This is a genomic window from Tabrizicola sp., from assembly GCF_031377265.1.
Classification (GTDB): domain Bacteria; phylum Pseudomonadota; class Alphaproteobacteria; order Rhodobacterales; family Rhodobacteraceae; genus JAUYQR01.
Map to the genome: position 1 here is coordinate 1 of NZ_JANMET010000389.1, position 13815 is coordinate 13815.

The window sequence follows — 13815 nt, forward strand, 5'->3', positions numbered from 1 at the left end:
CATCCAGCAGTTTTCCAACACCATCCGCAAGTTCGGCTGGTCGGCCAAGTTCGTCGATTTCGACGACCCCAAGGCGATCGCCGCCGCCATCGACGCCAACACCCGCGCGCTGTTCTGCGAAACCATCTGCAACCCCGGCGGCGCGATCTCCGACCTCGACGCCATCGCCCGCGTGGCCAACCACGCCGGCCTGCCGCTCATCGTTGACAACACCACCGCCAGCCCCTACCTGTGCCGCCCGATCGAACATGGCGCGACCCTTGTCGTTCATTCGGCCACCAAATACCTCACCGGCAACGGCACCGTCACCGGCGGCATCGTGGTGGACTCGGGGAAATTCGACTGGTCGGCCTCCGACAAGTTCCCCTCGCTGTCCGAGCCGGAACCGGCTTACCACGGCCTGACCTTCCACGCCGCCCTCGGCCCGATGGCCTTCACCTTCCACTCCATCGCCGTCGGCTTGCGCGACCTTGGGATGACGATGAACCCGCAAGGCGCGCACTACACCCTGATGGGGATCGAGACGCTGGCCCTGCGCATGCAACGTCATGTCGAGAACGCCCAGGCCGTCGCCGAATGGCTGGAAAGCGATCCGCGGGTGGAAGAGGTGACCTATCCCGGCCTCAAATCCTCGCCCTACCACAACCTCGCCAAGATGATCGTGCCCAAGGGCGCTGGCGGCCTGTTCACGTTCCGCGTCAAGGGTGGCTACGACGCCTGCATGAAACTCATCGACAACGTCAAGCTGTTCAGCCACGTTACCAACCTTGGCGATACCCGCAGCCTGATCATCCATTCCGCTTCGACCACGCACCGCCAGCTGTCGCCGGAAGCGCAGATCAAGGCAGGCGCCGCGCCGGATATGGTCCGCGTGTCGATCGGGATCGAGAATGTGGAGGATATCATCGCTGACCTCAACCACGCGCTGGCTGCTGCCACCGCCTGATCAGTCCAGTGGCGGCGCGGGATACATGCCTTTGGGTAGACGGGCGAGCGAGCCTATCACCGCCTGAGCGGTACCCGCGCCGTCGCCTTCCCAAGTGACGTCCATCCGCATCACGCGGCAGGCTTCGGTCCGTTTTTGCGCCTTGCAGGCGGTTTGCGCCGCACGAACAGTCGAAAGCAGTAGGTCCCCGACGGTTCCAGCGCCCTCGGTGCCTGCATCAAAGGTCAGATCGACGATGTCCGTAGAAAACGCTCTGGCGGACAGATCCGGCAACTCTTCCGCGTCCGGCTTGAGCCGGAAGACAAGTTCGACGCGAATTCTGACAGTCCCGGCAAGCAGATCAACGCTGTCTTCGACGACCCGCGCCGACTGCACTGCGCAATCGGCTACCAGTTCCTCAAGCAACACCGCACAGGCCCCGGTGGCAGCCATGGGCGCGCGGATGTCAGCCAGAACCTGAAGGTAGGGCTGTTCAGGCAGCTTTTCGCCCGCAACCAGAAGATCTTGCAGGGCGACAACCCGGGTAATCGCAACTGTCCGGCTGGGCACAAACCGTTCCTGCGCCAGGTAGGTTAGAACATCATCGCGTCGGACCAGACCACCCGTCGGCGAAACGAGCCAGGTCTGTTTCGGTTTTGCGGTGGCGGCGTCTTCTTCAACCGGTTCGGCCCCCGGATCGCTTGCCTCGGCGACCACGCCGCCTTGGTCCGGCAGGCCCTGCCAATACTGGATGCCAGCGGCACCAAAACCCGCTAGCATCAACATAACGCCAAGCCCGATGATGATCTTGAGCAGCATCAGAACGCCACCCCTTGACGCAGGTATTGCAGGTCGCCAAAGGCAAAGGTCGTGGCAATGGCACCCACCCGCGACGCAAAGTCGGTACCCTCGGCGATCTGCCCGCGGATTTCGAAGAACTTGTCTTGGGTGGTCCGAATCTTGGCGTTTTCAATCGGTGCCCAGATCGCGCGCGGATCTGCCTGCCCGGGCACCGGGCCGATCAGAGAAATCGTCCCCGCATCCCAACCGATCCGGCTGTCCGAGGCTTTCACCCCGAAGTTCGACAAGAACCAAGCATCATAAGCATCTGTTTTCGCGTTAATCTTGGCCAAAGTCTCGGCGCCCTCTTCTTGCGTGATGACGCCGTTCTCCAGCGATTGGAAGAACAGATGCCCGTCGTTCAGGGGATACATCGGCTCAACCCCGCAGGCTGCCAGTCCGTCGCCCAGAATGACTTCCACCGGAACCACCGGATCAAGATTTGCCACCCCTGACTGCGCGCCGCCAAGCATGATCACCCGCTCGATCCGCGCGCCGGGTGCGAGGTGGATGTTCCAGATCCGGGTGCCATAGCGCCCTTCCAGCACCAAATACACGGGTGCACGGGTTTCGGTGACCGCAACGTCATAGGCCTGATAAGCCTGCGCGCCCGATCCCGGCTTCGAGATGGTGCCGGTGGCACGATAGGTGTTCACGAAGCCTTGCACGGCCGCGGCCAGATGGGTGTCGTTATAGGTTGAAATGGCAAGCTCGATCCCACTTTGCCCGGCGGTCGCGTGGCCGACGATTGTGCCGGCCAGCGGTGGCGTCAGCGCGCAGCCAAGGATCGGACGGATCGTGGTGATCGCGGCGGGAATGTCGGATGTCACGCGCGTGGAATAACCGTCGATCACTTCCTTGATGAACACCGGCTCGTTGCCGGACCTTGCGGCAATCGGCCCGCGCGCCTCCAGCCCGTCCTTGGTGTCGGACAGGAAATCCGATGCGAATTCGCCGGTGGCATCCGGGTCACTGGCCAGATTTCCACCCATCATCATAACGCCGCCGATCCCAAGTCCGTCGAGGTAGGCCATCGCAGACCGCGGCAGCACTTTTTCAAGCACACCCGGCCCGCCGACGACGAGGCCGAAGACGGCAAGCAAAACTGCGCCGACGATGACCATTGAGATCGGGCCGCGAACCATGACTGCTCCTGCTTTCTTGTTCTTGTGCCGGAGCGTGCCAGTCAACTTGGGCAAAATCGGGCCAAAACGGCGGAACTGTTGCGAATTCCGCCGCTTTTGTTGGTGAGGTTATTCGACCAGCTGAAACTGGACGGTGACCGACGCCGTCATGCCCAGCTCGCCCGCAGCGACCGGCACTGCCGAAACCGCGTCCTCCGCCTTGAACATCGGCATCGGGCCGCTGGATACGCCCATCTCACCGATCGAAACGACCTTGCCCAGCTTTACGCCTGCCGCTTCGGCCAGAAGTTCCGCCTTGGCGCGGGCATCGGCTACCGCCTCCTTGCGGGCCTCGTTCAGGGCGGGGGCCGGATCGGCCAGTCCGAAGGTCAGCCCGTTCAGCGTGTTGGCACCATCCGCCACTGCCGCATCCAGCACCTCGCCCAGCGACGCCAGCGCTCGCACCCGCACCGTCAGCATGTTTGTCGCCACATACCCCGAGATCGTGGGGGTAGAGCTGTCATAGCCCGTCCAGTTCGGGTTCAGCGACAGGTTCGATGTCTGCAAGTCGCGCGCTTCGATGCCGGCGGCCTTCAGGCGCGCCAGCACCCCGTCCAGCGCCGCGGAATTCGCCGACAACGCTTCGGCGGCCGTCGTCCCTTGGGTAGTGACGCCGATCATCAGGGTGGCAACATCGGGGGTGGCTTCGACAACCCCTTCTCCGGTTACGGTGATCATCGGCGCGACCGTATCTTCGGCAAAGGCCGGGGCTGCAACCGGCAGGACAAGAGCAGCAGAAAGCAAGAGGGCGGAAAGTACACGCATTTGAATCTCCTTGGATTGGCGCGACAGTTCACAATTGTGACGCGCGCCGCAATCCGATCCTTGGCCGTTTTTCTTTCTTTCGGCGAAAAGCTGCTGTAGTAAGTCGGCAACCGGCCGGAGCACGTTCCCGCCCTTTCACATCCTGTGCTAGACCCGTTGCATGAAACCTACATTCGCTCTCGACCTGACAAGTGACCGCATTGGGCTTTTGCACCGTACGCCGAAGGGCTGGCTCTCGATAGGAGAGGTCGCTTTCGACGCCCCGGATCTGCCCGAAGCACTGGATTATCTGCGCAAGACCGCGCTGGGCCTGTCGCCAATGGGAATCGCCTGCAAGGTGGTCGTCCCGAACGGGCAAATCCTGTACACCGATGTAACCGCGCCCGGCCCAAGCCGCGAGGACAAGCGCAAGCAGATCCTCACCGCCCTGGAAGGACGCACGCCGTACAACGTCGAAGACCTGGTCTTCGACTGGTCTGGCAAGGGCGCAACGGTCAAGGTGGCGGTCGTCGCCCGCGAAACCTTGACCGAGGCCGAGGCATTCGCCACCGAACACCGGCTGAACCCGGTGTCGTTTGTGGCAATACCCGAAGCTGGCAGTTTTGTCGGCGAACCGTGGTTTGGCCCGACCAGCGCCGCCTCGACCTTGCTGGCCGAGGGTGAGACCGTCGACAAGGATCGCGAGCCGATCGTGGTGTTGCGGCGCGAACTGCCCAGCGCCGATGCTGGTGTCGAAAAGTCTGCGGAAAAACCAGCGGATGAAGCGGTGGTACAAACCGTCGCGGCCGCACCGGTTGCCGCCGCCGTTCATGCGACGGTTGACGAGTCCGACGACCTGCTGCCCGGGCTTGAAGAGGCCTTGAACGCTGCGGTGCCCGACCTCGCCCCAGCCCCCTCGGCCGAAGTGCCCAAAGCAAGCGACCCGGAGCCGTCCGACACGACAGCTGATGACATCGAGACCGAATTGACCTCGATGCTGGCGCAGGATTCGGACGATCTGGCCAAGGCCGAAGGTCCCAACCCCGAGCCGGCGAAAGTCGAGGTCGAAGAAGCCCCATTTGCCGAGGTAGCGGAAACACCTGATTTCGCTGCAGTCTTTGAAAGCGCGCCCACGCCGCCATTCGGCAAGAGTGCCGGTTCGGTTCTGGATGACGACCTTCCGCCCGCGCCGGCAGCAGCAGCGATGCTGGCCTTTGCCAGTCGCCGGGCTGTGTCGGGCACTGATGCGGCAGGGGCAGACGCCACCGCCCGCGCTGTAGCCAAGCCAATCGAAGATCTGCCGCCATTGCCGCGCCCGTCACAGATCGGTGCAACACTAAACGCACAAAATCCGGCCACCAATCGACCGCTGCCAGCGTTTTCGCAGCGCACTGGGCCTGCCAAGGGCTTTGCCGGGCTGGTCACAGCGCCATCGATCCCCGGCACCCGCAAGTCCAAGGTCAAGGGCTTGCCGTCGATGCCCGGCCTGCAGAATGCCGACGCATCCCGGCCTGGCATGCCCGGCAACAAGCCGCTGACCAAACCTGGCGGCACCTTTGCTACCAAAACGCCGCAGCGTGGCAAGCCACGCTTCCTTGGCCTGATCCTGACCGGATTGCTGCTGGTCTGCCTTGCCCTGGTGGCGGCGTGGTCGTCGTTCTACCTTGCCTCCGACAGCCAACCGCAGCCCACAACCGCGATTGTCGATGCCACGGTTCCCGGCGTCGACGACGAAATGCTGGCCGACATGCAGGACCCCGAAGGCATGTCTGACCCGCTGCCAGAGGCTGAAGGCACGGCAAGCGCCACCGCACAGGCAGACATCGGCGAAGGCGTCGCACCTGACGCCATTGCTGCAGAAGAGGGGGCGCTGCCCGAAGCCGCACCAATCAACCTTGCGCTTGACGAAGCACCGGCAGAGGCTGTGGTTGAAGCACAGGCCGAAGAACCCGCGCCCGACACGGCCGTCGTCACCGACGTTGCGACCGCCAAGCCAAGCCCCGAAGATCAGGACGAAATCTTCCTGGCCGCGATGGACACGCCACCGCCTGCGCTTGATGCGCTGGCCCTGCCGTCGCCCGAAGCCGTCAGCGACACCCTGCCCGAAGCCCCGATGCCGCCTCCGGCGTATGGTACCGTCTACCAGTTTGATGCCAATGGTCTTTTGAAGCCGACGGCAGAGGGTATCCTCAGCCCCGAAGGTGTGATGCTGATCGCCGGCAAGCCGCCGCTGGTGCCCCCACCGCGCAGCGAGGTCGCCATTGCCGCAGCCGAGGCTGCTGCATTGCTGACCCCGCCGCTGGCCGAAGTGCCGCCGCCCGCCGACATTGTGGTCACCGACACTGTGGTCACCGACACTGTAGTTACCGACGCAGCGCTGCCGCCAGCCGACCCTGCGCTAAAGGAATTCCGCCCCAAGCCGCGCCCCGAAGGCCTTCTGCCCGCTGCCGCATCGCCCGAAGATGATGCGGCCCTTGCCGTCGGCGCCGACGGCGGCTTTGCCAGACTGCGCCCGCTGCCGCGCCCGACAACCGTCAGCGCCGCGGCCGCTCTGGCAAATCCCGCACCCGCCGAAGCCGCTGATCTGGGCGCGCAAGCGGCATCGCTCATCGCCCAGAACGAGGCGACGCTGGCCGCCGTAGCCGCGGCCGAAGCCGCAAACCCCTCTGTCGTTGCAATTTCCCGCCGCCCGATGACCCGCCCGCGCGATCTGTCTCGCGCCGTCGAGGCCGCCGTCGCCGCCGCCGTCCGCGAACCCGAGCCGGAAGTGGTTGCCAGCGCCGAACCCGCACCCGACCTGAAGCCCGAAGAGCTTGACGAGGTGAACGAGCCCGACGTCACCAGCGCCGCGCCGAAGATTCCCACCAAGGCGAACGTTGCCAAACAGGCGACTTTTGTGAATGCGATCAACCTGTCAAAGACCAACCTGATCGGCGTCTATGGCTCGCAGTCCAAACGCTATGCGCTGATCCGCCAGTCAAACGGCCGCTACAAGAAGATCAAGGTCGGCGACCGGATCGAGGGTGGCACCGTTCAGGCCATCACCGAAAACGAAGTGCGCTACCAAAAGGGCGGCAAGCTGATCTCGCTCAAGATGCCGAAGGCCTAATTCGCCGTCAGCACGCCGCGTTCGATCTGATCGGCCTCGATGCTTTCGAACAACGCCCGGAAGTTGCCTTCGCCAAACCCGTCATCGCCCTTGCGCTGGATGAATTCGAAAAAGATCGGCCCGATCACCGTCTTCGAAAACACCTGCAACAAAATCCGCGTCTCGCCGCCGTCAACCACGCCTTCGCCGTCAATCAGGATGCCGTGCTTGGCCATCCGATCGACCGGCTCGTCGTGCCCGACCACGCGGGACTTCGACAATTCGTAATAGGCCATCGGCGGCTTTGGCATGAAGGTCAGCCCGCGCGCGGCAATCTCGTCAACCGCCGAATAGATGTCCTCCGCCCCAACCGCGATATGCTGGATCCCTTCGCCGTTGTAGCGCTTGAGGTATTCCACGATCTGCCCGGTCTCGCCGCGATCCTCGTTGATTGGAATGCGGATACGCCCGCAAGCGCTGGTCAGCGCCCGCGAGAACAGACCGGTGAACTTGCCTTCGATGTCGAAAAACCGGATCTGCTTGAAACCGAATATCTTGCTGTAGAACTCAAACCAGACGTCCATATTGCCCTTGTGGACATTGTGGGTCAGGTGATCAAGGTAGTAGAACCCCACCCCCTTCGGTTTCGGTGCCATCTGCCAGTGAAAGCCGTCATAGGGGTCGGCATCGCCGTATTGATCGATGAAATAGATCAGCGACCCGCCAATCCCGACAATCGCCGGCACCGCAAGCGCCTTGTCATTGCCGGTGTATTCGGTGGCCCCCATCCGCACTGCATGGGCCAGCGCGCGGTCGGCATCTACCACCCGCCAGCCCATCGACGGTGCGCAAGGGCCATGCTGGGCCACAAAGCGCCGGGCATGGCTGGCGGGATCGTTGTTCAGAACATAGGTGATGTCGCCCTGCTGCCATAGCTCGATGTCTCGGGTCTGGTGCCGCGCCGTCAGCGCATAGCCCATCCGCAGGAACAGCGCGCGCAGCTCCTCCGGCTCCGGGTGGGCGAATTCCACAAACTCGAATCCGTCGGTGCCGGCGGGGTTTTCAGCGCTGATCACCGATTTCGGGGCAGAATGCGGGAACGGACCCATCTGAGACTCCTGTCTTGCTATTGTGACATGATATCGCCAAGTTGGCGCTTGAAGCGCGCATTTTTCCAGATAACATAGCTTAAAGACACGATTTTCCCGCACAAAATGGCCAATATATGCGCGATTCAGTTACTCTTGACGCGACCGACTCTCGGCTTCTTGCCGAAATCCAGAAGAACGCGATGCTGACGGCACAGGACCTGGGTGACCGCCTGAACCTGTCGGCCAGTCAGGCCGCCCGCCGTCGTCAGCGGCTGGAGACCGAAGGCTACATCACCGGTTACCGCGCCACTCTGGCCCCGGAAAAGATCGGTCTGGCGGTCGAGGCGTTCATTCAGGTGGCAATGGCCGCCCACACTGAACAGAACGCGACGGATTTCCTGCGCCTTGCCCGCGCGCGGCCGGAAATCGTCGCCGCCTGGACGCTGACTGGCGAGGCCGATTACCTGCTGCGCGTCTGGTGCGCCGATCTTGCGGCACTGAACCGGCTGGTGCAGCAGTTCCTGCTGCCGCACCCGGCCGTCGCCCGGGTGCAAAGCCAGATCGTGCTGGACAGGATCAAGACCGACGCACCCCTGCCCATCGGGCCTTCCTAACGGGATCAGCCTGCCGCTACACCCGCCTCGGCAAAGGTGGCCATACCTGAATGGCAGGCGACCGCGCCCTGCACCACGCCGATGGCCAGCGCCGCACCCGAACCTTCGCCTAGCCGCAGGCCAAGCGCCAGCAAGGGCGCCTTCCCCAGCGCGTCCAGCAAGCGCTGGTGCGCGCCTTCGGCGCTCAGATGCCCTGCGATGCAATGGTCCAGCGCACCCGGCACCGCGCGCGCCAGCACCGCCGCCGCAGCACAGGCAATGAACCCGTCAAGGATCACCGGAACCCGTTCGATCCGCGCGCGGGCAAAAGCACCCACCATCGCTGCAATCTCGCGTCCACCAAGGCAGCGCAGCACCTGCAGCGGATCGTCCAGCACCGCCCGATGCCGCGCCAGACCCTCGGCCACTGCAGCCTCCTTGCGGGCCAGTCCGGCATCATCGACCCCGGTTCCGCGCCCCGCCCAACCGGTACCGCCAAACAGGGCCGCCGCCAGCGCCGCGGCCACCGTGGTGTTGCCGATGCCCATTTCGCCCGCAACAAACAGATCCGCCTGCGGATCGACTGCCTCCCAACCAACCCGCAACGCCGAGACCACTTCGGCCTCGGTCATCGCCGGGCCTTGGGTAAAGTCGGCGGTGGGGCGGTCAAGATCTAGCGCATGCACATCAAGCCGCGCCCCGAAAGCCTTGGCCAACTGGTTGATCGCCGCCCCGCCGTGCTGGAAATTGGCAACCATCTGCACCGTCACTTCGGCCGGAAACGCGGATACACCGCGCGCCGCAACGCCATGGTTTCCGGCAAAGATCGCAATCTGTGGCGCAGCGGCACTTGGCTTGTCGGTGCCTTGCCAGCCGGCCATCCAGATCGCCACGCTTTCCAGCCGCCCCAAGGCGCCCGGCGGTTTGGTCAGCATGCCGTTGCGCGCCTCGGCTGCCGCAACGGCGGCGCTGTCTGGTGCCGGCAGGGCCGCCAGAATGGTCCGAAACTCTGCCAAGGTCTGAAACGTCATGCCGCACTCCGGATTGAACCTGCTTTCAGTTGGGGCTACCTGAGGGCTGCGCTAAACTCCAGCCGGGAAGGGGCGTTTTGATGACCAGCCGCGACATCATGGCGCGCTGTGTGCCGGACCTGCTGTCCGCCACGGCGCTGTTAAGCCGCCTGCCGCTGCCCGATCACACCCCCAGCGGGGCGGCGTCGGCCTGGGCCTGGCCGCTGGTCGGTGCCCTTCTGGGCGTGCTGGCGGCGGCGGTGGCCAGCCTCGGCCTTGCCATCGGCCTGCCTCCCGGCGTGACCGCCGCAGCCACGCTTGCGACCCTTGCCCTGCTGACCGGGGCCTTGCACGAAGATGGGCTGGCCGACACCGCCGATGGCCTGTTTGGCGGCTGGACGAAACAGCGGCGGCTGGAGATCATGAAGGACAGCCGGATCGGCAGCTATGGGGTGTTGGCGCTGCTGCTGGTCACGCTGGCGCGCTGGTCAGCGCTGGCCACGATCATCGGGTTTGGGGACCACTGGCCCGCCCTGATAGCCGCCGGTGCGCTGAGCCGCGCACCGATGGCGTTGATCATGGCGCTATTGCCCAACGCGCGCGGGTCGGGGCTGGCGCATGCCACGGGCACGCCACCGGTGGCCGTGGCAGGGATCGGCGCGGGCATCGCACTGGCGATTGCGCTGATCCTGACGGGCGGCACTGCGCTTGCAATGCTGGCACTGACTGCCGCGGCGTCCGCAGCGCTGGCGTTCTCAGCGCAACGGCGCATTGGCGGGCAAACCGGCGACATCCTCGGTGCAGCCCAGCAGGTGTCCGACGCGGCCTGCCTTGCGGCCCTTGCCGCCAGCCTTGGCTGAACACCCTCTGCGCGCTTTCGCACCCCCGCCGCCTCTGGCCTTTGCCGCCCCGCCGCGATACATCCGGGCCGAGCCTGTCACCGCGCTTGTCCCGGAGCCCGCAGCATGACCGAAAAGACCAGCTTTTCCGATGCCATCTCCTCTGTCGAAGAGATCATCGAAGATGCCCGCAATGGCCGGATGTTCATTCTGGTTGACCACGAAGACCGCGAGAACGAGGGCGATCTGGTGATCCCTGCACAGATGTGCACGCCCTCTGCGATCAACTTCATGGCGACGCATGGCCGCGGGCTGATCTGCCTGGCACTCCCCGCCTCCCGGATCGAGGCGTTGGGGCTGCCACTGATGAGCCCGAAAAACTCCTCGCGCCACGAAACCGCCTTTACCCTGTCGATCGAGGCGCGCGAAGGCGTCACCACCGGCATCAGCGCCGCCGACCGTGCCCGCACGGTTTCTGTCGCCATCGACCCGACCAAGGGTGCCGCCGATATCGCCACCCCCGGCCACGTCTTTCCGTTGCGCGCCCGCGATGGCGGCGTGCTGGTGCGCGCAGGCCATACCGAGGCGGCGGTCGATGTAAGCCGCCTTGCCGGGCTGAACCCCTCGGGCGTGATCTGCGAAATCATGAACGACGATGGCACCATGGCCCGCCTGCCCGACCTTATCGCCTTTGCCCAGCGCCATGCGCTGAAGATCGGCACGATTTCCGACCTGATCGCTTACCGTCGGCGCCACGACAACCTGATCTCGGAAAAAGCCGTTCGCAGCGTCACCTCCGACCACGGCGGCGACTGCCTGATGCGGGTTTTTGCCGATGAGACGCATGGCGACGAGCATGTGGTGCTGTCAAAGGGCGATCTTTCGGCAGCGGGGCCAGTGTTGGTGCGGGTGCATGCGCTGAACCCGCTGGAAGACGTGCTTGGCATTGGCGACGGTGGTGAATTGCCCCGCGCGATGCGGCTGATCGCTGCCGAAGGGCGCGGCGTGGTCGTCCTGTTGCGTGACACCACGATGAAACTTGTCACCCCCGGCGAACATTCGCCGCAAACCTTGCGCCAGTACGGCCTTGGCGCGCAGATTCTGTCGTCGCTGGGCCTGTCGGATATCACCCTTGTGACCAATTCCAAGGCCCCGCGCATTGTCGGACTCGAGGCCTACGGGCTGTCGATTTCCGGCACCCGCCCCATCCCGGAGTAAGCCATGGCCACGCTTGAAACCCATTACACCCTGCCGCTGCCCAGCTTTGACAAGCCGGTGAAACTGCTGGTCGTGGTGGCGCCCTATTACCGCGACATCGCCGATAACCTGATCGCCGGGGCAAAGGCCACCGCCGCAGCCGTCAACGCGACCGTCGAGGTGATCGAGGTCCCCGGCGCGCTTGAGCTGCCGACCGCGATTGCCATGGCCGAACGCATGGCCAAGTTCGACGGCTATGTCGCCCTTGGCTGCATCATCCGGGGCGAAACCACGCATTACGACACCGTCTGCAACGACAGCTCGCGCGCCATCAGCCTGCTTGGCCTGCAAGGCGCGTGCATCGGTAACGGTATCCTGACCGTGGAAAACCGGGCCCAGGCCGAGGTTCGTGCCGACCCCGCTGGCCAGAACAAAGGCGGCGGTGCCGCAGCGGCGGCCTTGCACCTTGTGGCGCTTTCGCGCAAATGGGCCGCAACAACCAAAGGAATTGGCTTTCGCCCATGAAGCCCGCACACTCAAAGACCGACAAACGCCAGATGAAGTCCGCCTCGCGGCTCTATGCCGTGCAGGCGCTGTTCCAGATGGAGGTTTCCGGCCAGACCGTCGAGGCCATCACGCGCGAGTTTGAAACGCACCGCTTTGGCGCAACCTATGAAGAGGGCGAGTTTGCCGAAGGCAACGTCGAGCATTTCCGCGCCATCGTCGGGGCTGCCGTCAACTGGCAGGCCAAGATCGACCAGTTGACCGACCGCGCCCTCGTTGCGGCCTGGCCGATTGACCGGATCGACCCGGTTCTGCGCGCGTTGTTCCGTGCGGCCGGGGCTGAAATCGTTGATCTGGATACCCCGCCGAAAGTGGCTATCAACGAATATGTCGATGTTGCCAAAGCCTTCTTTCCCGACGGCAAGGAAGCAAAGTTCGTCAACGCAGTCCTCGATCACCTCGCGCGCGAAGCCAGGCCCGAGGCGTTTGTCGCGCCAAAGGCCGTATGAGCCGATAGCGGCCTGTCCGTCGGCTGACCCTAGCCGCGATTCGCGTCAAACAAAGCGGCGGTCCGATCGAAAAAGCGTTTCCGCGTAGAGGCGCTTTCCATCAAGATCTCGTGCTCGGCCCCGGGGTAAAGATCCAGCTGCCCCATCCCCCAACCCGCCATCCGCAGATGCACCGGCCCGATATCCACCACCTTTTCCTGCGTGCCGAGCGCGCAGACCGCAGGCACCATCGGCGCTGGCAGCACCGACAGCGCGCCACATTCCCGCAGTGCCGCGCGCAGCCACGCCAGTGACGGCCCGCCCAGCGACAGTTCAGGATGCGTCTGCGCTTGCGCCCGCATGTACTGCCACATGTCCAGATCCGTGGTCAGCACATTGCCCTCGAAGGGCACGTCAAGGACATAGGTTTTCGGCCCAGTACCGGGCGCATAGCGGTGCTGCATCCCGAACAGGCCCGACATCGCCGTCACCACCTGGGCCACCGGGCGCAACCAGGCGGCCATCGAAATCCCCCACATCGGCGCCGAAAACGCGGCGGCGCGAAACGGTAACCCCCGGATCAGCGCCCGCAGGCCAATGCAGCCGCCCATCGAGTGCGCCAGCAAAAAGCGCGGCTCGGGCATGCCCGCGCGGTCGGCCTCGGCCAGAACTGCGTCCAGATCGGCCTGATATTCGGCAAAGTCGTCCACATGCCCGCTCATCGGGTCGGCCAGCGCGCGGTCTGCCAACCCCTGCCCGCGCCAGTCCACCGTGATCACCGAATACCCGCGCAGCATCAGATCGCCCGCCGCGCGGCCATATTTCTCGATGCTTTCGGTGCGGCCGGGCAACAGCACAACCGTGCCTTTTGTGCCACCAATCCAGCGGGTTATGCGAATGCGCACGCTGTCCACGGCGTGCAGCCACAGCGTCACCGCACCCGGCGGGCCATCGGCCAGTTCAGCAAAGAATGGCGCTTCGTTCACGCCAGAACCGATCCGACCTTCATCGCCAGTCCCATATTGCCATCCACCGACAGCTTGCCCTGCATGAAGGCCGAGGTGGCATTCATGTCGCCTTCAAGGATCGCACGGAACACATCCGCATCGGCCGTCAGGGTAACCTCGGCCTCTTCGTCTCCGGCGCGCACGCCGTCCGAATCCAGCATGATCGACCCTTCGCCACGGATCACGAACTTCGCCACCCCGTCGAAACCGCCTGAAAGCTTGGCACTCAGGGCCTTGATCGCCGCTTCAACCATTTCGCTCATCTTTGTCTCCCATTCGTGACCCTGCGGCCTCTGGCAATCCAT

14 protein-coding genes are annotated in these 13815 nt (G+C 64.3%); 7 read left to right on the forward strand and 7 right to left on the reverse strand.

Going from position 1 to position 13815, the window contains the following annotated elements; all coding sequences use genetic code 11:
* Positions 1 to 946: PLP-dependent transferase (locus tag RMO18_RS20640; RefSeq protein WP_309668407.1), on the forward strand; the 946-nt coding region annotated here is incomplete at its 5' end.
* Here the strand turns inward: RMO18_RS20640 and RMO18_RS20645 are convergent.
* The 3 genes from RMO18_RS20645 to RMO18_RS20655 form a co-directional block, all read right to left on the reverse strand.
* Positions 947 to 1744 (reverse strand): hypothetical protein, encoded by a 798-nt coding sequence (locus RMO18_RS20645; RefSeq protein WP_309668408.1) that lies wholly within the window; start codon positions 1742 to 1744, stop codon positions 947 to 949. It lies immediately after the preceding gene.
* Entirely contained in the window at positions 1744 to 2910 is a 1167-nt protein-coding gene (locus tag RMO18_RS20650; protein ID WP_309668409.1) for a hypothetical protein, read from the reverse strand. The genes RMO18_RS20645 and RMO18_RS20650 overlap by 1 nt, the downstream gene beginning before the upstream one ends.
* A gap of 108 nt (positions 2911 to 3018) precedes the next feature.
* Positions 3019 to 3714, reverse strand: coding sequence for an SIMPL domain-containing protein (locus tag RMO18_RS20655; RefSeq protein ID WP_309668410.1), 696 nt, complete (start codon positions 3712 to 3714; stop codon positions 3019 to 3021).
* A 160-nt stretch (positions 3715 to 3874) separates the two neighbouring features.
* On the opposite strand from RMO18_RS20655, the gene RMO18_RS20660 reads away from it, so the two are divergent.
* Entirely contained in the window at positions 3875 to 6802 is a 2928-nt protein-coding gene (locus tag RMO18_RS20660) for a translation initiation factor 2 (protein ID WP_309668411.1), read from the forward strand.
* Here the strand turns inward: RMO18_RS20660 and hppD are convergent.
* The gene (gene hppD / locus RMO18_RS20665) at positions 6799 to 7890 is read right to left on the reverse strand and encodes a 4-hydroxyphenylpyruvate dioxygenase (protein ID WP_309668412.1); all 1092 of its coding nucleotides are present in this window, start codon (positions 7888 to 7890) and stop codon (positions 6799 to 6801) included. The genes RMO18_RS20660 and hppD overlap by 4 nt on opposite strands.
* A gap of 116 nt (positions 7891 to 8006) precedes the next feature.
* On the opposite strand from hppD, the gene RMO18_RS20670 reads away from it, so the two are divergent.
* Entirely contained in the window at positions 8007 to 8486 is a 480-nt protein-coding gene (locus tag RMO18_RS20670) for an Lrp/AsnC family transcriptional regulator (protein ID WP_309668413.1), read from the forward strand.
* A gap of 5 nt (positions 8487 to 8491) precedes the next feature.
* Here RMO18_RS20670 and cobT read toward each other — a convergent pair whose 3' ends face one another.
* Positions 8492 to 9496, reverse strand: coding sequence for a nicotinate-nucleotide--dimethylbenzimidazole phosphoribosyltransferase (gene cobT, locus RMO18_RS20675; RefSeq protein WP_309668414.1), 1005 nt, complete (start codon positions 9494 to 9496; stop codon positions 8492 to 8494).
* A gap of 80 nt (positions 9497 to 9576) precedes the next feature.
* On the opposite strand from cobT, the gene cobS reads away from it, so the two are divergent.
* From cobS to nusB, 4 genes are all read left to right on the forward strand, one after another.
* Entirely contained in the window at positions 9577 to 10335 is a 759-nt protein-coding gene (cobS, locus tag RMO18_RS20680) for an adenosylcobinamide-GDP ribazoletransferase (RefSeq protein WP_309668415.1), read from the forward strand.
* A gap of 105 nt (positions 10336 to 10440) precedes the next feature.
* Positions 10441 to 11532 carry a 3,4-dihydroxy-2-butanone-4-phosphate synthase gene (gene ribB / locus RMO18_RS20685; protein WP_309668416.1) on the forward strand — a complete coding sequence of 364 codons (1092 nt, stop codon included), beginning with the start codon at positions 10441 to 10443 and terminating at the stop codon, positions 11530 to 11532.
* A gap of 3 nt (positions 11533 to 11535) precedes the next feature.
* Entirely contained in the window at positions 11536 to 12036 is a 501-nt protein-coding gene (locus RMO18_RS20690; RefSeq protein WP_309668417.1) for a 6,7-dimethyl-8-ribityllumazine synthase, read from the forward strand.
* On the forward strand, positions 12033 to 12524 hold the full coding sequence (gene nusB / locus RMO18_RS20695) for a transcription antitermination factor NusB (protein WP_309668418.1): 492 nt from the start codon (positions 12033 to 12035) through the stop codon (positions 12522 to 12524). The genes RMO18_RS20690 and nusB overlap by 4 nt, the downstream gene beginning before the upstream one ends.
* A gap of 29 nt (positions 12525 to 12553) precedes the next feature.
* On the opposite strand, the gene RMO18_RS20700 is transcribed toward nusB, so the two are convergent.
* The gene (locus RMO18_RS20700) at positions 12554 to 13489 is read right to left on the reverse strand and encodes an alpha/beta hydrolase (RefSeq protein WP_309668419.1); all 936 of its coding nucleotides are present in this window, start codon (positions 13487 to 13489) and stop codon (positions 12554 to 12556) included.
* Complete coding sequence (locus tag RMO18_RS20705; protein ID WP_309668420.1) at positions 13486 to 13773, reverse strand: SCP2 sterol-binding domain-containing protein; 288 nt, start codon at positions 13771 to 13773, stop codon at positions 13486 to 13488. Before RMO18_RS20705 ends, RMO18_RS20700 begins: the two co-directional genes overlap by 4 nt.
* Positions 13774 to 13815 lie beyond the last annotated feature (42 nt).